Consider the following 21,841-nt stretch of genomic DNA (forward strand, 5'->3'; position numbering starts at 1 on the left):
CCCTCGTTCTAATGGTATAATAAAGCGATATGACGTGTGATGAAATCCGCTAATTCTGTTGAACCACTTGGCGTAGACATCTACCTCTTGGATTTAAAGGAATAAGGCGACGGACCCGACGTTGCTTGTGTGTCGCGCTCAGAATCCCATTTTTTTATCTGTTCAATTATATTAACTCCAACTTCACTACTCCACATATCAAGCAGTTGACGTGTAATATTTCCCATTGGTTCATTTCCAATTGAAATATTGTTTAGAGATGATACGGGCAATATACAGAACGGGGTGCCCGTCATAAATGCCTCGTCCGCGGTAATAACATCATAAGGTTCGATATTCTTTTCGATACAAGGCAGGCCCAGCTTCTTAGCCAATTCAAAAATATATGCACGACTGATTCCTCTGAGTATATTTCTTGGTTCAGGTGTAATAATCATATTATTTTTGACAATAAAGAAATTGTCCCCGGTTCCCTCTGCAACGAATCCATCCGGATCGAGCAAAAGTGCCCAGTTGTTTTCGCCTTCGTAATTTGATGCCTCAATGTTGGCCATCAGATAGTGTATGCGGCTTCTGTTTTTTACTTTAGGTTCAAGTAATTGAGCAGGGATAGCCCGTTGCGAAGTAATGACTGCATTAATACCGGTATCGAACAATTTGCCCATTCCGGCGACAGTCCAGCGCAATGGGAAATCCGCAATAACAACATTCGGGCCTTTATGCGTACCTACAATCCCCTGATAAATGGAAAGGATACCTCTGGACACATCAATCAACAATCTATGCTCATCATCCAGTTGAAAACAGGGGTCATTTGCTTCGATGGTTTCGTGGCAGTGTTTTTCCATTTCATCCATACTCATCTCCAGAGGAATGCGAACATATTTGATAGAGGCATACAAACGCTCCAGATGTTCCCTGAGTTTGAACTGCACTTTATTGAATGATCTTGTCATTTCAAAGACCATATCACCGAACATCAGGGCTGAATCGTAGATGGATATTCTTGCTTCCGACTCCGGGACAAACTCTCCGTTAAACCAAACAACTCGGCTTTTTTTCGTATTCATATCTTCACGACCTTTCGATTATGAGAAACTTGTTATTATTTATTCAGCAAAAATGCTTCCATCAAGGCTTCACACATCTTTAAATCTTCCATCGAGTCAATCTCAAACATTTTCCAGAAATCCATTTTTGTGATGCCTATTTTACCGCCAAATCTATTATTGTGCTGCTTAAGAACCTCCGGTTTAAACATGTAAAAAGATCCATTCTCAATATATTGTTTTGGAATATCCTGGCGGCGACTTCTATTTTTGTAATCATAGTTTACGCTTCTTAATGTCCCGTCCGGCATTTTCTCCCAAAAAAATAAGTCTTCCGCCACACTGCAGGAAAACATTGAATCGCAATTTTGTTCTTGGAAGTCAGTTATCCCACGTTCTATATCCTGAGATTCTCGCAAAGGCGAAGTTACTTGAGGAGCAATAACAATATCAACCTTTCCCATTTTATTTTCTATGATTTCAAGAGCATGGAGCCAGCCTGTTTCGGAAGTAGCCAAATCTCCAGATAATTTGACAGGTCTGTGTATGATTTCAGTACCACAAGCTTGGCTTACAGCAAGGATCTCTTCGCTGTCTGAACTGACCCAAATTGAATTGATTCCAGTCGAATGTTGTAGCTGTTCAATTGTCCAGACAATTAAGGGCTTCCCGCAAAAATCTATAATATTCTTCTTTGGGATTCCTTTTGAGCCGCCTCTTGCTAAAATAATTGCAACTATATTTTTCATAAATGTCTACCGATTAGATTCAAATGGAATGTGTGCCCTTAGTTTTTCTGCAATTTTAATTTCTTTATGATTCATAGAAATATTGCCATTCCCCATTGCCTTTTCAATCTTTCTTACAGCACCTGTAAGTTGACGGAATCCGGACGGTTCAACTGAAGCGGCCTGATCAGAACCATACATGGCACGATCAAGAGTAATATGACGTTCCAGCGATGTAATACCAAGAGCCGCAGCAGCATATGACACTGCCAGGCCAACTTCATGCCCGCTGTATCCTACATCGCATTTATAGCGATCCCTGAGTGTCTTAATACAATTCAAATTTGCATCCTCATCTTCCATGGGATAGGTAGAAACACAATGCATAAGCTCAAACGGACAACCTGCGTTTTTGAATATCTCAATAGCACGGTCAATATGTTTTATTTCGGTCATGCCCGTAGAAATAAATGTATGCTTCTTCTCCGAAGCAACCTCTTTTAATAAATCTTCATATATGATCATCGCGGAGGCTATTTTGTTATATTTCAGATTAAATTGCCGTAAAAATCTCTGGCTCTCAATATCCCAAGCCGACGCAAACCACTCAATCCCTTTTTGTTTGCAGTATGCATCAATCTCTTTATACTCGCTAAGACCGAACTCAAGACCCTCTTTCTGTGCACGCTGTGTGGTTCCCCAAGGACTTTCCCGTGGTGAATCCAAAAGTTCTTTTGTATATACAAGATCAATCGTTCTTTTCTGGAACTTGACCGCGTCAGTGCCTGCATCCTTAGCAACATCAATCAACTGTTTTGCAATACTTACGTCTCCATTATGGTTAATACCTATTTCAGCAATAATGAATATTGACATACGCCCTCCAGTTTTAACTTGATTATCCCCTAAAGTTTGCTGCAGGGTAAGGCAGGGTTCCTATGATTTCTCTGATACCCTGCCGCTTGCAACGGGGACATATATTGATTCTGACAAAATACTTTTGCTAAGCCTTATTATTGTACAATCAAACAGGCCGAAACCCTCTGAACGAAGAATCTTTTTCGCAATAAAGTTTGCGAGCGTTTTCTAAGGATTTACTTAGTAAAGCTGAATAATAACTTTCAAGTAACTTTGTATTTGCCTCATAAAGGACCGCATGAAATTCTTCATCACTTAAATTTGTAAAATTAACGGATAGTAAATCAGAATTAACGTGTTTATTTTGATAAAAATCTTCGCAATCCTTTAAAAGACCATTCTTAATAGCGTAATAATACAAGGGAGAACCCGGATATGGAGTAACAGGCCTTATTGTTCTTAATTGTGCATGATCATCGTATTTTAATAAGAAATCAACGCCAAGCTTTAGTGATTCTGCTGTTTCACCTATATTCCCAAAAATTATATTAAACCCCGGGCTTATACCGGCCTCTAAGGTGTTTATTATACCAGCATGAATCTGTTTAACTGTAAGCGCCTTGTTCATCACTTTTAGGATTTTCTGGTCTAATGATTCAATCCCATAATTGATAAAGACGCATCCAGCTTCTTTCATCAATTTTAATACTTCAGGTTTTGCATAATTTAAACGCCCGCTGCACCTCCATCGTATGTTTAATTTTGCTTTTATAAAACTATTGCACAATTCAACTGTTCTTTGCTTTGAAACCATAAATAATTCATCCATGAAATCGATATAAGTAATATTGTAATCTTTCTTGAGAATCCGTATTTCTTCGATGATACTCTCGGGAGATCTCCCTCTAAATCCTGGATCCATTCTGTAGCAAAAATTACATTTAAAAATACATCCTCTGCCCGATAAAACTGCAAAAAAGCGGTCTGTATTTCTGATGTTTTCTTCCCTTAGTAAGACGTAATGATCCATAGGGAATAAGTCCCATGCAGGATAAGGGATTTCATCAATATCTTCAATAAGTTCTCGTCTTATTGTCTGAACACATTTTCCCTGTTCCATAAAAGCAATGCCTTTTACATCAGATAATTTGCCTTTGTTTTCCAAAACACTCAGGAGCTCTACAATGGTGTTTTCCCCTTCGCCTATGATTATAGCGTCTGCAGACGTTTTTTTGAGAAAGTACTCAGGTTCAGGTGATGGCCCATGGCCACCTATTATATAAAAAGGTCTTTTTTTTGTCCTATTGATTGCTTCTGAAATCTTTAATAATTTTCGATATTGATAATATCCGCCTACTACTCCAACACCAACTATGTCAAACTGCTCTCTTTTCAATAACTCCACCAAGTGCAATTCTGTCCAATGATATACGTCCTGATTATAAATTGTTACATCATGGCCCGCTTTTCTACAAGCTGATGCTATGTATGCCAAACCTAACGGAAATACAGAAATATGTGAATCATTATCATAGGCGATCAATAGAATTCTCATTACTACGCCCTCCTCTCCTTGTTGTTCTCAAAGCTTTCATCACGCTCTAAACAATATCAAAGTTCTAATCCCAGATAAGAGCAGTAAAATGCTTGGATGCACTCTTAAAACCTAACATCATATGGAAGACCTGCGTTTCCCTTTTTAAAGTTTTGTTTGTCAGTTGCCCAAGGGGTCAATTTTCCTTTTCTCCATTCACTTTCATTACCCTCATAATCTATGTTTGCAATAAATCCATAAGGGGTTTTTGAGTAAAGAACACACGCACCGATTCCACCGCCTCTGAGTTGGAAGTAATAATCCCCTCCTAGAATTAGGGCAGCATCACCCATAAACGTTGCCGAAAAGTCTTTTGAGAATAAAAGCCTCACATTATGTTTATTTGATAAGCTTTTGAAATATTCACATCCAAGTCGATCAGATACCAACATTACTGAATGTTCCGGATACAACTTCTTTAACGATTCATATATCTCAATAAATTCCTTTTCGCTACAATTTCGGTTTGTGGACCACTTATCGGAATACCTGGCGTTCCAAGTGATATAAGGCTTTTCTGGAATAGAAATGTTGCATTTTTCGACAATATCCTTATGGTATATGAGGAAGCGGTCAATAAATTTTATATCCTCAAGTGAAACTAAGCGATTAATAATATTAAATATACATGGATAAAACCATTTTCTCTTTTCAACTCTTTTTTGAAAAGGAAATAAAGCGGTCTTCTTTTTTTCAACATAGACAGTGAATTCTCTCCACGACATTAAGTGGATATCAACCATTGCTCCATCAGCAAGCAATACTTTTGGGAGTTCTAAAAAACTTTCTATTAAATATACTTTTTCCGCTTCATTCAAAACTGCCCAGTCATCCCTAAATTCCGAATCTATAATAACGAAATTTATTTTCTTCCTTCGCATCAAAAAATATTTTGCAAACATTGCCATATAAAACACCACCCCATAATTTTGAGGCGAAACTAACAAATCATATACAATAACAACTTCTGAAAAATCATCCGCGCGCAGTCTTTTTAACAAATATTTGGTTTCTTTCTCTTCATCCGCCCATTTTTTTAAACGATACAATAATGACTGTGAACGCCTAATGCGTTCGTAGATTAAACTCGCCATTGGAAGCAGGACGGATTCTCCTAAAGGCATATTTTGAATGTGCCTCTTCAAGGCTTTCTTATATCGGCTCATTACAGCTATGCCACTCAATCCGGCGCCGATACCAGATTAAGAAAATAAAAGGGATTATTACTATATGTACTATCAGGTAACCAAACGCCATCCCAGTCGCTGAATAATATTTACCCAATATTACTGTAGACAAACCTACCATTATTGCAGCCAGAACAGACAATGCCATTATTGGCTCTTGCTTGTGCGCGCGCATATATGAAGAAAAAGGAATTGATGAAATCATTAATACCTGGGTTATCAATAGTAAGCCTGTTGGCAAAGGAGGCAGGAGGCGCAATGCAAATCGTGAAGCCAACGGATAATTTATGTTATTTAATATATAGATAAATGACCAGATTGCAAGAGCCATGATGACAGTTATAACCATTATTATCTTCGTTACCTTCCAGAATAAAAGGTCAAGCTCATCATATTTTTTTCTTGCTACCAGCATAGCTAACTGTGGAATTTTTGGCGACAGCCAGGAGCTCGATACAATGCTCAATACGCCAACTACACTCCATGTCATGCCAAACTGTCCGGCTATTGCTGGTCCATGATATCTAAAAAGAACTGGAACAAAAAGAGAATAAATAAAAAACCCGCTTGCCCATGAAACTGCTATTCGCCATTGCATGGGAAGCATATTTTTACACCAGCTTATTTTTGGACCAGAAATCCGATAAAAAAATACAGTTTTTGAGAAAATCCAGTATCTTCTCTTAATAAACACCAAAGCACAAATAAGTGCAGTTACACTTGAGATTGACAATGCCCACAAATTAGCACCAAATAGCATGGCAATCCAAACAGAAATGCTCGTTACTATCCCTTGAATAAATCTGAATGTATACAGACTTGACACCTGATTGCAACCTTCAAGGAGCGACCAAATTGGTACGAGCAAAACACTAATCCCGGTTAATAAACTCAATAAGAACAATGGACCATCCCAGACTACATACGATTTTGGTGAATTTGAAAAGAAAATATATCCACCTATGCTTAGCCCCAATGTAATAATAATAGCCCCAATGGCATACCACTTTGCGGCAATGGTTGCAATGCTGGTCAGCCTTGAAAGCGACTCTTGATCACCAATGATACATCCAGCGTTATCTATACTTAATTGCGACCATTCATGACTTGCAAATTGAGAGATAACAGTCCCGAGCCCCAACTCTACAAACATTTGGAGAGTTAAAACCGTTCCGAAAGCATAATAATATCCCTGAATCTCTGGGCTAAAATTGATTACAATAAGAATTGAGGTAACAGGCCCTGCACAAAGTCCCCATATTCTTGAAAGAAAACTAAATAATACAGCACGGTCAACTTCAAAGTTACGGAATACTGCTCTAATTTTTGTTACTATTGATATAATTAGAGTATCTTCCTTTCATTCATTGTGCATGCATTGGCTGTCGCAGTTTATCGCTAATACTTAGCGATTAGTTTTAAGTTAAATTTGGGTATTCTTTTTTGGGTAATTTTAAAATATAATGATCGTAATATATGATGTAACCACTCTGGGAGTCTGTTTGCAAAATTTTTCAAAAGAAGTTTAACAGGTCCGTGAGAAATTTTATCTTTTTTAGCATTCTCCCATGTCTTTATATAAGAACCTTGCTGGACAGCTGCATTAAAGGTAGAATTGATTGTTTTTCGAAAGATAAAAAAAATTCCATACATTCCTTTGAGACCCCCAAAAGAAAAATCATCTAAACAACCTGGTGTATATTTATAGATTTTCCATAATTTTGTATCATGTTGCCGATAGTATTTAAAGAAAACAGATTCTATTACATCCCATTTATTAGCCAAATAGTAGTCATAAAATACAGTTGGCGAAAACATGTAAAATCCATGATCAACATGATTTGAAGATGGTAGACCATGGATTATCCTTCCCCCAACCTTTAGCATTTTATTATAATTCTCCAAAACTTTTGGGAAATTAAAAATATGCTCTGAAGTTCCGCTATCAAGTATTAAATCATATTTATTATGTAATTCGTTTGGAACATCTTTATTTAAATCATGTATAATTGTACATTGTTCATAATCATTATAATCCATACTGCCGATGCTCTCAAAACCAAGCGAAAGAAATAAATCATTATCTGTTATTAAGCCTTTCATAGAAATGTCTATATCTCTTTTTAATTGAAAATCCATTTCGGATGCCCATTTTTTGAGATTACGGCTTGTTGCATATACATCCTGTCTACCCATAGTTAGTAGATTTCCAAAATAGTTTTCTCTTTTACCTTCCCTCATGAGCAATTTAATCACAGCACGAGCAATGCCCATAATTCATCCTCTTTTGTCTAAATATACTCTATCAACACAATTCAATCAAAGCTCTTATAATTTCGCTACGTTCCAAATCATCAAGTGCTTGGTTGATTTGATTAAGTTTGTATTTCTGGCTTAACAGTTCTTCGAGGGGGAGTTTGCCTTTCCGATATAACGCTGCAAATTTAGGTATATCTTCGTCAGGGTTGCTTGATCCTCCCCAGCTTCCTTCTATCCTTTTCCCACAAATTAAATCATACGGATCAAGCTTAATTTTATCACCGAATTCAGGGTGAGACGCGAAGACACAAAGCCCCCCAAACTTTCTTACAGATTGAAAGGCAGTTTCAATAGAACTCGCAAGTCCTGAAGTCTCAACACTATAATCAACGCCCTTCCCTTGGGTTATATTGTCAATTTCTTCCAAAACATCCTGTTTAGCAGCATTAATTAAATGTGAAGCACCAAACTTACGGGCAAGTTGCAGTTTTTGTTCTACAATATCAATGGCAATTACCACGGAACAGTTAAATAAATTCATGGCAATCAACGAACTGAGACCTACGCCTCCAAGTCCAAAAATTGCAACTGATGATCCTTGGTTTGGTTTAACCTGATTTATTACCATACCCGCACCAGTAGGGATTGCGCAACCGAACAATACCGCGCAGTCCATAGGAATACCATCGGGAAGCTTAATGCATCTATTTTCTGAAACCACCGAATAGTTGCTGAAAGTGGTCACCCCGCCGGCGTTAATAGTCATCCCGTCCTTCGTGTATTTTGTGCCCGGTACATCCATCCCGATGCCTTTGATCCAGCCAAGTATCACTTTATCGCCTGGTTTTACTTTTTTAACGCCCTTACCAACTTCAACAACCTCTCCAGATCCTTCATGACCAAGCATGTGAGGTAGATAAAAATCAACACCCCGTTTCCCTCTTGCTTCCATTAATTGACTGTGGCACACACCACTGTAAGCTATTTTGACAAGTACCTGACCGGGTAATAGTTCGGGGATATCGACTTCAATGATTCTCAGCGGTTTGTTAAGTTCAAATAAAACTGCGGCACAGGTTTTCACGCTAATGTCTCCTCAATCCGCTATAAACCACCAGTAATCACCGGTATAACCCACTTCTTCGAAAAGTTTTTTCCAGTCATCCACATGGAGCATAGTTTCTGCAGTGAGAACCCACTTATAAAGGTTTACTCTTTCTTCTTCGTTACGCCAGGCATCAACTGTAACATAACTATGGCCCCGGGAAACACGTTCCACCTCACGAAGGGCAGTTTTAAGCCTTTCGATAGGGAGGTTATGGATCGAGTTGATCGAAATTACAAGATCAAAACTTTTATCTGGATAGGGAAGTTTCTCTGCACTTGCAATTTTCAAGAAAGGTTTTACCGACTCCATACCATTTTCGATGGCATATTCGCTCACATCAATTCCTGCAACAGTACAATGCGGCATCAATTCCTTGAAGTCATGAAGCAAGAAACCTTTTGCACATCCAATATCTAAGATCGCACAATCTTCAGCTAACCGGTAATGATCCTTCATCTTGTTAGCCACAGCCCTCCAGCGGCCGTCATACTTGTAACCCCCGTAGCCGCATTTACGATCCCCATCAAAGAATTCCTTCGCGAATTCTTTTGCTATACGAATAATTTCCGGGGTTTTTTCCTGGACTCGTTTGTCGTAATCTCGATTTGCTTTGGGGTGTGTTGCTATAAGATTTATTTCAGACATATTTTTTCAATGCTCCTTTCTTATCGATAGTCCACACAATTTTGATGGATCAATCATTTCCAACGAAATATTTTTACTACAAAAATAAATGTATTTACAGTTATGTTTACTGTATTCTTTTTGATATATTTTATCGTAAAAGTCCGTGGAAGGCGTTAAAATATATCTTTTTGACAATGCTGAATTTAGACTCTGCAACTCATTATTCATAAATTGCCTGTCGCGGTTATTTGAATACAATACATTGAATTTAATATTATTGTTATCAAGATAAAAATCAACCTGTTCCTGAGTCATCTCACAGAAGGAATTTTCATTAATAGCTAAGTCGACTTCAAGTTTTAAATTATCAATTAAGAAAGGTGGAATAAAAATGACATCTGCATCCTCAATTTCGTTATTATTGTTTCCATTAAATAATAATATTTTTTTTTCGGGTGAGACGAGGCCTGTCCACAGAATACTCCAATACAGCGTTTCGGGGAAATCAACGATAAAGTACTTCTTGACGTGAAAAAGTTTTAAAAGTTGATTTGCCAATGACCCATAGCCTGCACCTATCTCTAAGCAAGATGAAAATGTGTCTCTAATCTGAAACAAGTTTGACACAGTAGATTGTGCACGTAAAATATCTTCAGTAATATATTTATCTCCGTAATGAATGGATATGGACTCATTGTTATAATCCAGTTCCGAACAGTGGAATGCCACTGGGACGTTTTCTGTTAATTTTTTATAATCTTTAATAAATCTTGAGCTATCTATTTCTTTTATACCCCTTGATATCTCTTGTGCTTCGTAGTAGCATGTGGACCAAGATGATCCAAGATAGAATCCAAAACCGGTATGGAGCCTTATATTCCTCAGGTTTGCTTCAGAAAAATCAAAAATAAATGAAAGTTTTTGTAGTACATCTTTCCAAAATTTACTCGGTGATGTAATGTGATGGGAATATTTTGCTTCTTGTAATTCGATAAGGGAGAGAATATTTTGCTTAATCTCTAGAATATCCAAAATACCAACCTCCTTTTTGAATCAAACCGTTATACATAATCAATATCTCCTTTTATTCATGATCATAAAACACGTTCGATACGACCCTCATATTCTCTTCAAATTCTTCTCTCTCCAACAAAGGCTCCATGTCCTCATTTGGCCTTCCATATTTCACCTGTGGTACAACCCTGTGCTCCGGAGAAATCTCTACATTACAAAAAAACGCCTCGTTGCTTTCGAGAACCTCTCTCACGCCTTTGGCCAATTCATTGTTGCGATTTAAAGTAATTGTTTTATATCCGTAGGCCTGGGCAATCTTAACAAAATCGGGAAACGCTAACCCGCTTTCAGTGGTAGATGCTTCATAGCCAGAATCGAACCACTGATCCTGCGTTTGCCGAATCATACTGTACCCTTTATTGTTTACCAGGAAAATCTTAATGGGCAGCTGGTGATAAATAATTGTTGATAATTCCTGGATATTCATCTGCAGGCTCCCATCGCCAATCACACAGATTACCTGGCGTTGCTCACTTGCAAAACATGCTCCGATACTAGCCGGCAATGCCCATCCCATAGCTGTATTATTCCAATCGTGATAGACTCTCTGATTACTTTTAAAATCAAAGGCCTGCATCGTCCAAGCCAGAGTGCAACCTGTATCAACCACGATGATACTGTCCTTATCACAGCAATTTGAAAGTGTTTTGATAAAAACATAAGGATTTATTTCCTCTTCTGCGTAGTATTTACTGGTGCAAATGGGGTATTTCTGTTTCCATATTTTGATCTGCTCTAACCAGTTAGAAATTTGTCTACCTCTACTGCTTTTTTCAATATCCTTTTTAAGGTTGAGCATACCAAGAAACTTCTTAGCATCAGAATGAATAAGAAGTGTAGTTTTCATCTTAAATTTTTGAAATTTTGACAATTCAGAGCGGTCTATGTCCAAAATAATTTTTTTAGCTGCCCTTGCAAAACTTGTCATTGGACTTCCCGTTGCTTTGGTGTCTAACCGGGAGCCTATCGAGAATATTAAATCAGCATTCTGTACCGCAAAATTAGCATATCTTGTTCCATGAGTTCCGAAAGTACCAACCGACAATGGATGGTATATTGGCAATAAATCAGCAACAGCCCAAGTTGTAACAACGGGAAAACCAAGATTACTTATCAATTCTTCTGTCTCTTTTTCTGCTTTTGCAAGTCGGATTCCCCAACCTAAAACAATTATTGGCCTTTTGGCATTGTGTAGTAGCCGAACGCACAAATCTACTTGCTTCTTTATATAATCGCTATCGTCTAATGCTTGTTCGGGGATAAAACTTACTAATTTGTTTGGGTCGACCTGTTCCCTTTGAACATCGTCAGGGATGTCTATCAATACAGGCCCGGGCCTTCCAGACTTCGCCAAATAACATGCCTTCTCCAATTCGTACCTAATATTGGTCGGATCCTTTATGCAGACAGCATATTTCGTAACATGTCTAAAAATATCGACTGTATCTGTTTCTTGAAACCCGATCTGGCGAACACCCAGGTTCCCTTTCATTCTAAATCTTGCAACTTGACCGGTAATGTAAATTACGGGCACGGAATCATAATAAGCACCACAAACACCGGTTAACATATTTGTGGCGCCTGGTCCACTGGTTGCAATTGCAGCGCCCAAATTACCAGTAACTCTTGAGTAAGCATCTGCTGCCATAGCACCTGCTTGCTCATGCTGTGCACATATATAATTCATGCCATCTTTTTTTGCAATAGAATCAATCAAGTGCGCAGATGCGCCGCCATTTACTACAAATACGTGTTTGATGCCTTGTTTAAATAGAAACTTCGCTATGTAGTCTGATACTTTCATCAATGATTTTAAAATTCCCGACGAACTCAAACACCTAACAACCAAATACAATGACACATATTGCTAAATCCTGTGAAAAAGCTCCGTCAACCTTGATGTCCAGGGACCCAACGTTGCCTCAGGAGTTTCAAACTGATAATCAGTGCCCTCCCGATAACATTTTTTTGCTGATTTAGTATCGATCTTATTTGCTGCCATATGCGCTCTTTTTCTCAGAATTACCTGAATTTTTTCAATCGCTGTTTCTAAACCGTCTTAGCTTGAATGCATTATAATCATCCCTGAGTTTGCAGATAAGTTCCTTACCACCGTTTCTCCATGCGTCATGTACGATAGAGAAATTCCGACCACCAACAGTTTCTTTCCCTTGCTGAATACACCAGTTGACAAAATCATAGATTTCTCGTACGGAAGTTTCCTGTTGTGTTGAACTGAGAAAGGAAAGCGTTTTTTCATAATTTTCTTGTGCTCCAGAAGGATTATTGATTGTTTGTTCATGGATTTTTGTCCTTACCCATCCAGGACCGATAATGAATATATTTAAATCAGGGTTTTCGTCATCCAGAAGTTCACACATTTTTATGAGAAAAATTTTAGATGCACAGTAAGCCGAGTAGTTCCGAAATGGACCATTGGTTCCACCACCGGCAAAAAAAACAATATTAGACATTCTGCTGGTTTCTCTCAAGGGATAGAACGAATGAAGGACACGAAGCTGAGCAGTGGTATTGCTTATCGCGGATGCTTCCCACATATCAAAGTCAGACTTAAAAAAACTACCGATGGGTTCCATATTCCCTATGCAAGAGATAAAAATCTCCCATGGTTTCAAAAATGCTTGATATTGCATAGTCATAGTGGCAACTTCCTGTTTCTTGCTAATATCACAAGGAAATAGGTGAATATGATCTCTTGTAAATAAGTGCTTTACATGATCTATGTTGCGGTAGGTGCCAAACACATTATACCCATCGTCTACATAGTATTCCACAAGTGCTTTGCCAATATCGCTACTTGCGCCAAGGATAAAAACGGTTTTGCTCATTGATTAGATTTCCAGAAAGTTACTTAAAATAGAATTCAAATAAATCTGGTTATATTTACAGCTTATAATTCAGATCCTTTTCATTGGAACAGTTTAGAAAGGCCCGGTGAATGACAGATCAGGGACGTCAAGAGGAGCTTGGTGGCATATTCCTGCCTCTTCCTCAGTTACCTCCGACATTTTCAGCATCTTCCTTGCAGTATTCACAATATCAATAGCCCGTGGGTAATAGTGGTTGGTTAAAGCAAAGCTGGTAGGTGTGGGGACATCAGCAAAAGCAATACGCTTGGGCGCACATTTTAAAGAATCGAATGCCTTCTCTGAAACCATTGCCATTATCTCCGCAGACACCCCAAAACTCTGCCATGCACCGTCTACAACCAGCAAACGGCCTGTTTTATCGATTGAATCGAGGACCGTCTTTTCGTCGAGTGGCTTTATGGTCCGCAAGTCAACCAATTCTACCTCTATTCCTTGCTCTGAAAGCACATTCGCTGCCTTGAGTGCCTCGAGCGTCATGAGAGATGATGAGACGATTGTCAGATCCGTCCCTACTCGCATCAATCTCGCCCCCATGGTACTCGCATATTTCTCCTCAGGAACATAGCCGAATGTTCCGTGAAGCCATCTATGCTCTATGTAGATTACCGGATTATCATCTTCCACCGCTGCTACCATCAGCCCTTTCGCATCATATGGCGTTGCAGGCATTACAACCTTAAGCCCTGGGATGTGGGCAAACAACGCTTGCAGACTTTGAGAATGCTGCGGTCCCTGCCCCCAGCCACGGCCAACAAGGAGGCGTATCGTAAGCGGCACTTTCATTTTCCCGCCGAACATATAATGCCATTTTGCTGCATTGTTGATAATCTGGTCAAGCGAAAGAAGCATGAAGTCTACACGTTGATGTGTCATTATAGGCCTCATACCTACAATGGCCGAACCAATTGCCACACCTGTCATACCATTCTCAGATACAGGCATGTCACACACTCTGTTATCCCCAAATTTCTCCTTGAGACCAAGGGTTGTACCAAAAATTCCTTTTGGATCAGGCACCCCAAGCCCCATGATGTAAACTGACGAATCTGCTGCCATACATTGTTCGGTAGCTTCTAAAATAGCTTGTGCATATGTGATTATTCTATCCAAATTAAATCACTCTTATTCATTTCGCATTTCTCCTTTAAGCATATACTTCTGCAAATGCGCTTTTAGGGTCTGGAAAGGGGCTGGATTTGGCAAAGTCAAAAGCTTCACTGATTTCTTCATGAATTCTTTTCACCATTTCCTTTACTTCAGAGTCAGAGATAATTCCTTCATTTTTAAGAGATTCTTCAATATGTTTTATCGGGCAACGGCCTTGCCATGTGGTAAACTCATCCTCTGCCCGGTATCCAAGATCATTGTCATAATTGGGACCGCAATGTTCACGCCACCGATATGTGTCAAACTGAAGATAATATGGCCCCAATCCCTGATTTATGTGTGCGATTGCCCTCTGTGCGAGAGTATAGACGTCAAGAACATCATTGCCGTCACCTTTCTCTCCTGCTACACCATAGGCTCTTACAATGGATAAATTATCTCTCTCAGGCGGTTGGCGAACGAAAAGCGGGGAATAGACAGAATAGAAATTGTTTTCACAGATAAAAACTATTGGCAGCTTTTTCAATGATGCAAAATTCAGACTCTCACAGAAGACTCCTTCTTCTGTGGCTGCATCACCGAAAAATACAGCAGTTATACTACGTTTTTCCTTTAAAATTGTGCCAAAGGCAAGGCCTACCGCAACAGGAATGCTGCTGCTTACTATCGGGGTGGCGCCAACAAAATTAGCTGAAAGATCGACAAGATGCATAGACCCGCCCTTGCCTTTTGAACATCCCGTTGCTTTTCCATATATTTCTGCAAGCATGGCTTTCAAATTTCCGCCTTTCGCAAGGTAATGACCGTGTGAACGATGGTTGCTCATTACATAATCTTCTTTTGACAGATTAGCGCAAACGCCAACGGCAACAGCTTCCTGCCCGATGCATAAGTGAACAGGGCAACGCATTTCCTGTTCAGAGTAGTGTTTAGCAATGGCTTCCTCGACCATTCTAATCCGCAGCATATCAAAATACATCTTTTTCTTTAATTCCATGTCTATAGGTTTACCTTTATTCCAGATTGTCAAGCTGTTTCATTGCTCTAATATTATACCAATTGTCTTCATCATGAAGTTTGCCGGAATTAAATGCATCAATAATTTCACGCATTGCATCAATAACTTTGTGTTTTGGTTTAAAACCGGTGCTCAATAGCTTGTCTGCATTGAGCCGGTATGAACGTGGATCGTTTGATTCACTCACGATGATTTCGGCGGGGATTAATTGTGCCGCCATGTGGGCAATGTCCAAAATGGAAATATTTTCGAAACCGGCATTATATATACCCGTTGCTTTGTCGCCAAGATTGAGGAAATGAATGAATACGTCAGTAATGTCCTGGATATGTATGTTTGGCCTCGTTTGATCTCCACCGAAAACTGTTATTCTTCCGTTTGCTAATGCTTGTATTGTGAGCATATTAACAGAGAGGTCAAGGCGCATCCTCGGGGAATAGCCGCATATGGTAGCAGGACGAACAATATGAATTGCAATTTTATCTTTATAACTCAATAGCACCCGTTCGCTGATCATTTTGGTTTTGTTGTAATCGGAAATTGGCACCAAAGGAAGGTCTTCAGTTACCTGCGGATCATCCTTAACACCATATACGCTACCAGAACTTGATAGAACAAATTGCTTCACGTTATGTGAAATAGCCTTTTCTACCAAACCCATCGTGGCTAAAACATTTACTTCCCATGAAAGCTTTGCATTTAAGTCTCCACAGGGATCATTGGCTATATTGGCAAGGTGTATGATGCCGTCAATTCCCGACATCGGCACAGCGTCAATGTTTCGAATGTCGCCCCGGATAATTTTCAAATTTTTGTGTTCTTTCAGAAAATTCCCAAACCACATAATATCGTAAACAGTTACTTCATGCCCAAGATTAAGCAGCTTGGGAACCAACACCGATCCCACATAACCGCACCCACCGGTCACAAGAATTTTCATTTATTGCTCCTTATTTATTGTTTATGAATATAATTAAATGCCTGCTGCTGTAAAACTTCCAGATTATCTCGAACCCAGGCAATCGTTTCTTCTATGCCTTGTTCAAGACTGATTTGATCCCTCCAGCCAAACAAAGTCCTGGCTTTTGTGCTATCAAGCAAATATGCCGCATCCTTGCCGAGGCGCTCCCCCACTACTTCGACATGATCGGCAAAAGACAAGCCAAGTTGGGTGGCAATTATCTCGACAAGAGACCTGATGGAGATGTTTCGAGTTGTAGAAAAATGAAAGATTTCTCCAGGTGAAGCTTGTCTCGTAACCCGGAGCGTGCCATCTGCCACGTCTCTTATGTGGATAAAGGAACGTATCGATTCTCCACCGCCATGAAGCTGGAGTTTTTTACCAATTAAAAAAAACAGAATAGTCCTGGGGATAATCCTATATAATTGTTGTCCCGGACCATAGACGTTTGCTGCCCTTGTAAACACTACAGGAAAGTTATATGCCTTTTGAAAGCTCATTAGACTCATATCAGCGGCTGCGCGTGAAACAGCGTAAGGAGTACTTGGGGTATAATTTGTATTTTCCTTTACAACCCCTTCGCATGTTCCATAAACTTCAGGGGTGGAAATATGAACATATTTTTTAAGAAAACCACAGTGTCTTAATTTATCATGAAATTTAATAGTGGCAACAACGTTGGTTTGAAACCAATGTTCGGGATTCTGCCAGCTTTCCGCAACCATACTCTGTGAGGCAAAATTGATAATATATTCGGGTTTGTTTTCCTCAATAATTTTCATAATACTGAGAAGATCGTGGTTGAGGTCCAATTGATAAAATTTAAATGAAGCATTTTGTCTTTTTTTATAGGGAAGAAAAACAGGGTGCAATTCAGGAGAACGACTTATACCGATAACTTCAACACCTTCTACAAGGGCAAAATCAACAAAATGAGAGCCTGAAAATGAGTTGCTGCCTATTACTACAATTTTTTCCATCTATTTTAGCCCTCTACTTGTTGTTTTTTTAAATAAGGTAACTCTGTCAATCCAGTGATGAAGGATTGCCGCATGACAGGTTTCAGCCATTCCGTATGTTGCAGCAGGCACATAGAAATTGAGATCACCTGTTTTGCGAAGAGGGTTATCAGCATCCATTGCCGATAACGTAATGACTTTACCGCCATATTGTTTCGTTATTTCAGCTGCACGTAAAATGTTCTGTGATTTGCCTGAACTACTGATCTCCACCAGAATATCTCCCTGAGCAAGACGTTTTTTTAATGGCTCAGCAAACACTTCATCAAAAGATATATCATTTGCTATGGCAGTTATAAGCGATAGATCGGTAAAAACTTCTGTATGAATATCGGCATTTTTCGCTAAGTCAGCAGCAATGTGACTGGCCATAGATGCGCTGGCGCCATTGCCGACAAGAAAAATTGTTTTTCGCTCATCTCTGGCTTGAATAGCCAAATCAGTAAAGATATCAAACGCTTTATCAGCATCAATATTGTTAACGTTGCAGTCAGTTACAATAAGTGATCCCAAACACCTTCTAATTTCATCAATGTTGTTTAGCCACATTGGGCATTGCTCCTTTTTAAAAATAGAATCGGAATACGTAATTCAATTGTCGTTGGAGTAGAGAGCTATACTTCTCAAGCCCGTTTTTTCGTATAATGTACGGGAAGAAAAATTAGTGGGAACTTTTTTAAAAAAAATAAGAATATTGGAAGTTAACAATTTTTCGTTTTCAATCATTCTGGTGACAGGCTCTAAATGCTTTCCAGCATCTGAACAATACATTATGCAGATCTTTGCTCTGTTAACTGATTTGTTCTTCTTGTTTTGTAACAACTTGTCTACGTCAACCAATTCCGCATTCAAAGTGGACGAAAGGGCAGAAATAATTTTATCATCAAGTTTGTTTGAATTTCGTCTGCATATTAATGACCAGGCATTATTTGTTTCTTTAGAAGTTGCAGACTGTGGAAATTCTATCTGAGCAGCCAGATAACTACCCATATTCCCGATATCTCTGTGATAAATCTGATTATGGTACGTATAAACTTTACCCGTTTCAACATAATGAGGAAGAACTTCAGTGCTGAAGTCAACTAATGGTTTATTCAAAGATGCAAGAAAATCTATCACAGCAGGTTCTATAATGTAAACAGCGGCATTGGCAAGATTCCCGGGTGGGTCGGCAACTTTTTCGTGAAAGGCCCGAACTATGCCGGAATCATCAATCTCTACAATTCCACAAGTTTCCGGTGTAGGGGTATTGAACGTCATCATCGTTATCTCCGTTCCTTTGGGACGATTAGCGTGTGCGGCAATGTACCTCTGAATATCCGTCAAACAAAGGTTATCGGCATGAACAAGCATAACAGGTTCATTGCCCACAAAATCCCGGTTTCTTAAAAGGGTACCTCCTGTGCCAAGCAACTCTTCTTCATAAACCATTTTTATATTGTGTGCATATTCGGTAAGCATTACCCATTCCCTCATAGCATCTGCAAGATAATGCAAATTCATCAGCATAGAAATGATTCCTGCATCTCTAAGCATAGAAAACCAATATTCCAAAAGAGGTCTGCCGTTAATAGGCAACAGGCATTTTGGTAAAACATTAGTTAAGGGTCTCAAACGGCTTCCAAAGCCTGCTGTTAGTAAGATACTTTTCATTAAAATAATTACTTATCGGAGTAGATGCGAAATATATTTTTGTGTACTCTGCCTATCAATGGACTTTTTATTACCAACAATCTCAACAGCTAAAGAACCGACGGCATTTCCAATAAACCCTATTATTTCTGCTGGTGCAAGCTGAGCAGCAGCAAGAGAAGTAACCGCAAAAAAGGCATCTCCAGCCCCTACACGGTCAACGATGTTTTGTGCAAACGATGGAACTTCGATAAAATCACCCGTAGGATTCCTGACTAATGCACCTTCGCGGCCTCTTGTTACTACAAACTGTCTGCAACTTAGATTTTGAGCAATATGCTCTATCATTGGCTTCAAATCACCGTTAATGGTCCTTGTCTCAAGCCTTATTTCATGTTCAGCTATACAGGCATAATCAGTACGAGGATATCGCGAAATTGTATGAAATCCCCTATTTCCGGCGTTTGCCTGGGTATTTACCGCAAGAAACGGGGAGTGGTCTGCAAGAGTTTTAACTAAATTTTCACTTATTGCACCATGTCCAAAATCGGCTGCGATAACAAGATCGTAATTTTGTGCCTGTTCCTGAACCCACATGCATAATTGATTATCTTTTTCAGTATTAAGTCCGGAACTGTCCATTACATAAACTTCAAAAAGTTTATTAAGAGAATATCCTTCAATGAACCGCCGTTTGATTAAAGTAGGGGCGTTATCCTGCGTTACAAAATATGGATCGATATTCGACCGAAGCTGTGAACGAATAAAATCCTCGTGGCTGTCTTTTTCGCCTATTAAAGTGACAAGCTTTACTGACTTGGCAAAGTTCGCAACATGGTTGGCAACAGCAAGCACACCACCAGCAAAAAGATCATGCGATTGGTACTTAAGAGCAAGAACCGGGTCTTTTGACGACTTCCCTATGACTTCACAATACTGGTACTCATCGAGAATGGTATCGCCAACAACAAGAACCCTGAGGTCAACCATGTTGTTGATAGTTTGCAAAACTTGTTCCTTGCTATATCGTTGGCGAAAAACACTCAAATATTCTTCAACCTCATCCGATATAGTATTTAAGTAACGATTTATCAAATCAGTAGAGCTAAAATGCACATCATCGGTATATGCAAGGTTTCCCCCGACTTCTCGGATTGCCTCTTCTTCTTTTCTGCTATTTCCTGAATTATCAGGAGGACGATTCTTAAAATCAGCACCTCTTGCATAAATATCAGGTTTTAAAAGTCTAATAGTCTCAACCGCCGTTGGCCATTTATTAATTGCTACATAGTCTGCAAAGTGTAGCGAAGCAACCATTTCAGAACGTAGCAATTCGTTAAACACTGGTCTTCCGGGACCCCTGTTTACATAGCGGTCAGGGGTTATAGTAACAATTAAAATATCTCCCATCTTTTTTGCCTGTTCCAGATAACGAATATGGCCAATGTGTAGAATGTCAAAAATTCCATGACAGTGGACTATTCTTTTTCCTTCAGACTTTAAAGCCTGGATTCTATTTGCAAGTTCTTTAAGTTTAAGAAGTTTCAAATTATAATAACTCCCTTTCGACATTGTCAGGAGATTTACCCAAAATATATAACAATGCTTCTGACCAGTTTGAAGCTATAAAGTCCGGCATCGGAACAAAGTTATTTAAAACAGAATTATTTTCCAACAAAATAGTTCCACATCCAGCCCGCTTGCCAGCTTCAATATCACTTTCCTTATCACCGACCATAAAAGAATGGGTAACATCAATATCTAACGCTTTTGCAGCAAGTAAAAGCATTTCCGGTGATGGTTTGCGACAAGAACACTGTTCTTCGGGGGCATGAGGGCAATAGTAAGTAGCATCGATTGATATTCCATTTTTCTCTAAAATAGAAACAATGTGCTCGTTTACCTGTTCCACCTCGTTAAGGGTCAATATACCCCTCCCTATACCGGACTGATTGCTGACTACAATTAATTTAAATCTGTGCTTCTTTAAGCTTTTTAAGGCTTCAATAACTCCAGGAAGCAATTCAACTTGTTTCGGATCTTTCGGATAACCTACATCATGGATGATTGTCCCATCCCGATCTAAAAAGATAGCATTTATTTTACCCAAAGATTTCTTTCTCTACTATTTTGCAAATGATATGCTCAATCACAAGGTGCATCTCCTGGATGCGAGGCGTGTCAGTTGATGGAGCTTTTATGACCATATCGCTGTGTGCTGCAATGGTATTTTCTATTTCGCCAGTTAGAAGTACGGTCTTTATTCCTATTAACCGGCCGGCCTTGAATGCTTCCAGGACATTGCCAGAACTGCCGCTTGTACTAATACCAAGCAGGACATCACCCGGTTTGCCAAGGGCTCTTACCTGACGGCTGAAAATTTGGTCATAGGAATAGTCGTTGGATATAGCTGTAATTACCGATGTATCGGTTGTAAGGGCTATAGCAGGGAAGGGTTCCCTGTCATTATAAAACCTGCATACAAATTCACCTGCAATATGCTGAGCATCTGCCGCACTTCCACCGTTGCCGCAAATCATGAGTTTGTTGCCAGATTTTATTGCACTGATTATTATCCGGGCAGTTTCATGAATTCGACTGACAGTGTCGTGGTCAGCAATTATTCTCTGTAAATTTTCTATTGTTGTCCGGATCGTATCTTTAATAATTTCCATGTTGATAAACTCTTTATCTGTAAAAAGATTTATTAACCGCTTGTTGCGGACCTG

22 protein-coding genes are annotated in these 21,841 nt (G+C 39.2%); all 22 read right to left on the reverse strand.

The genetic code is table 11. The features are described 5' to 3' along the window. Positions 1–80: 80 nt before the first annotated feature. Positions 81–1,070, reverse strand: coding sequence for an aminotransferase class IV (locus NT010_03035; protein MCX5805033.1), 990 nt, complete (start codon positions 1,068–1,070; stop codon positions 81–83). 35 nt (positions 1,071–1,105) lie between these two features. Continuing rightward, the gene (locus NT010_03040) at positions 1,106–1,798 is read right to left on the reverse strand and encodes an acylneuraminate cytidylyltransferase family protein (GenBank protein ID MCX5805034.1); all 693 of its coding nucleotides are present in this window, start codon (positions 1,796–1,798) and stop codon (positions 1,106–1,108) included. A 6-nt stretch (positions 1,799–1,804) separates the two neighbouring features. After that, complete coding sequence (locus tag NT010_03045; GenBank protein MCX5805035.1) at positions 1,805–2,653, reverse strand: N-acetylneuraminate synthase family protein; 849 nt, start codon at positions 2,651–2,653, stop codon at positions 1,805–1,807. Between the two features lie 148 nt (positions 2,654–2,801). Beyond that, complete coding sequence (locus tag NT010_03050) at positions 2,802–4,190, reverse strand: radical SAM protein (protein MCX5805036.1); 1,389 nt, start codon at positions 4,188–4,190, stop codon at positions 2,802–2,804. A 104-nt stretch (positions 4,191–4,294) separates the two neighbouring features. After that, positions 4,295–5,353, reverse strand: a complete 1,059-nt coding sequence (locus tag NT010_03055; protein MCX5805037.1) for a hypothetical protein — start codon at positions 5,351–5,353, stop codon at positions 4,295–4,297. Between the two features lie 28 nt (positions 5,354–5,381). After that, positions 5,382–6,569: a hypothetical protein gene (locus tag NT010_03060; GenBank protein MCX5805038.1), complete on the reverse strand. Its 1,188-nt coding sequence runs from the start codon at positions 6,567–6,569 to the stop codon at positions 5,382–5,384. A gap of 245 nt (positions 6,570–6,814) precedes the next feature. Beyond that, positions 6,815–7,690 carry a class I SAM-dependent methyltransferase gene (locus tag NT010_03065; GenBank protein ID MCX5805039.1) on the reverse strand — a complete coding sequence of 292 codons (876 nt, stop codon included), beginning with the start codon at positions 7,688–7,690 and terminating at the stop codon, positions 6,815–6,817. Positions 7,691–7,721: 31 nt separating this feature from the next. After that, a complete protein-coding gene (locus NT010_03070) occupies positions 7,722–8,765 on the reverse strand; it encodes a zinc-binding dehydrogenase (GenBank protein MCX5805040.1) in 1,044 nt (347 codons plus the stop codon). A 6-nt stretch (positions 8,766–8,771) separates the two neighbouring features. Then, complete coding sequence (locus NT010_03075; GenBank protein MCX5805041.1) at positions 8,772–9,428, reverse strand: class I SAM-dependent methyltransferase; 657 nt, start codon at positions 9,426–9,428, stop codon at positions 8,772–8,774. Positions 9,429–9,434: 6 nt separating this feature from the next. Then, positions 9,435–10,442 carry a putative sugar O-methyltransferase gene (locus NT010_03080; GenBank protein MCX5805042.1) on the reverse strand — a complete coding sequence of 336 codons (1,008 nt, stop codon included), beginning with the start codon at positions 10,440–10,442 and terminating at the stop codon, positions 9,435–9,437. Positions 10,443–10,494: 52 nt separating this feature from the next. Then, positions 10,495–12,288, reverse strand: a complete 1,794-nt coding sequence (locus NT010_03085) for a thiamine pyrophosphate-binding protein (GenBank protein ID MCX5805043.1) — start codon at positions 12,286–12,288, stop codon at positions 10,495–10,497. Between the two features lie 63 nt (positions 12,289–12,351). After that, complete coding sequence (locus tag NT010_03090) at positions 12,352–12,486, reverse strand: hypothetical protein (GenBank protein ID MCX5805044.1); 135 nt, start codon at positions 12,484–12,486, stop codon at positions 12,352–12,354. 34 nt (positions 12,487–12,520) lie between these two features. Beyond that, a complete protein-coding gene (locus tag NT010_03095) occupies positions 12,521–13,333 on the reverse strand; it encodes an SDR family oxidoreductase (protein ID MCX5805045.1) in 813 nt (270 codons plus the stop codon). A gap of 93 nt (positions 13,334–13,426) precedes the next feature. Next, positions 13,427–14,485: an alpha-ketoacid dehydrogenase subunit beta gene (locus NT010_03100; GenBank protein MCX5805046.1), complete on the reverse strand. Its 1,059-nt coding sequence runs from the start codon at positions 14,483–14,485 to the stop codon at positions 13,427–13,429. Positions 14,486–14,519: 34 nt separating this feature from the next. Next, positions 14,520–15,512 carry a thiamine pyrophosphate-dependent dehydrogenase E1 component subunit alpha gene (locus NT010_03105; protein MCX5805047.1) on the reverse strand — a complete coding sequence of 331 codons (993 nt, stop codon included), beginning with the start codon at positions 15,510–15,512 and terminating at the stop codon, positions 14,520–14,522. Continuing rightward, positions 15,496–16,440, reverse strand: a complete 945-nt coding sequence (locus NT010_03110) for an SDR family oxidoreductase (GenBank protein MCX5805048.1) — start codon at positions 16,438–16,440, stop codon at positions 15,496–15,498. Before NT010_03110 ends, NT010_03105 begins: the two co-directional genes overlap by 17 nt. 14 nt (positions 16,441–16,454) lie before the next feature. After that, a complete protein-coding gene (locus tag NT010_03115; protein MCX5805049.1) occupies positions 16,455–17,441 on the reverse strand; it encodes a GDP-mannose 4,6-dehydratase in 987 nt (328 codons plus the stop codon). Next, complete coding sequence (locus NT010_03120; protein ID MCX5805050.1) at positions 17,442–18,029, reverse strand: SIS domain-containing protein; 588 nt, start codon at positions 18,027–18,029, stop codon at positions 17,442–17,444. 42 nt (positions 18,030–18,071) lie between these two features. Continuing rightward, positions 18,072–19,133 (reverse strand): nucleotidyltransferase family protein, encoded by a 1,062-nt coding sequence (locus tag NT010_03125; protein ID MCX5805051.1) that lies wholly within the window; start codon positions 19,131–19,133, stop codon positions 18,072–18,074. 12 nt (positions 19,134–19,145) lie between these two features. After that, positions 19,146–20,660 (reverse strand): PfkB family carbohydrate kinase, encoded by a 1,515-nt coding sequence (locus tag NT010_03130; protein MCX5805052.1) that lies wholly within the window; start codon positions 20,658–20,660, stop codon positions 19,146–19,148. A 1-nt stretch (position 20,661) separates the two neighbouring features. Further along, positions 20,662–21,222: an HAD family hydrolase gene (locus NT010_03135; protein ID MCX5805053.1), complete on the reverse strand. Its 561-nt coding sequence runs from the start codon at positions 21,220–21,222 to the stop codon at positions 20,662–20,664. Further along, on the reverse strand, positions 21,215–21,787 hold the full coding sequence (locus NT010_03140; protein MCX5805054.1) for a D-sedoheptulose 7-phosphate isomerase: 573 nt from the start codon (positions 21,785–21,787) through the stop codon (positions 21,215–21,217). The genes NT010_03135 and NT010_03140 overlap by 8 nt, the downstream gene beginning before the upstream one ends. Positions 21,788–21,841: the final 54 nt, after the last annotated feature.

Source organism: Pseudomonadota bacterium (assembly GCA_026388275.1).
Classification (GTDB): Bacteria; Desulfobacterota; Syntrophorhabdia; order Syntrophorhabdales; family Syntrophorhabdaceae; genus JAPLKB01.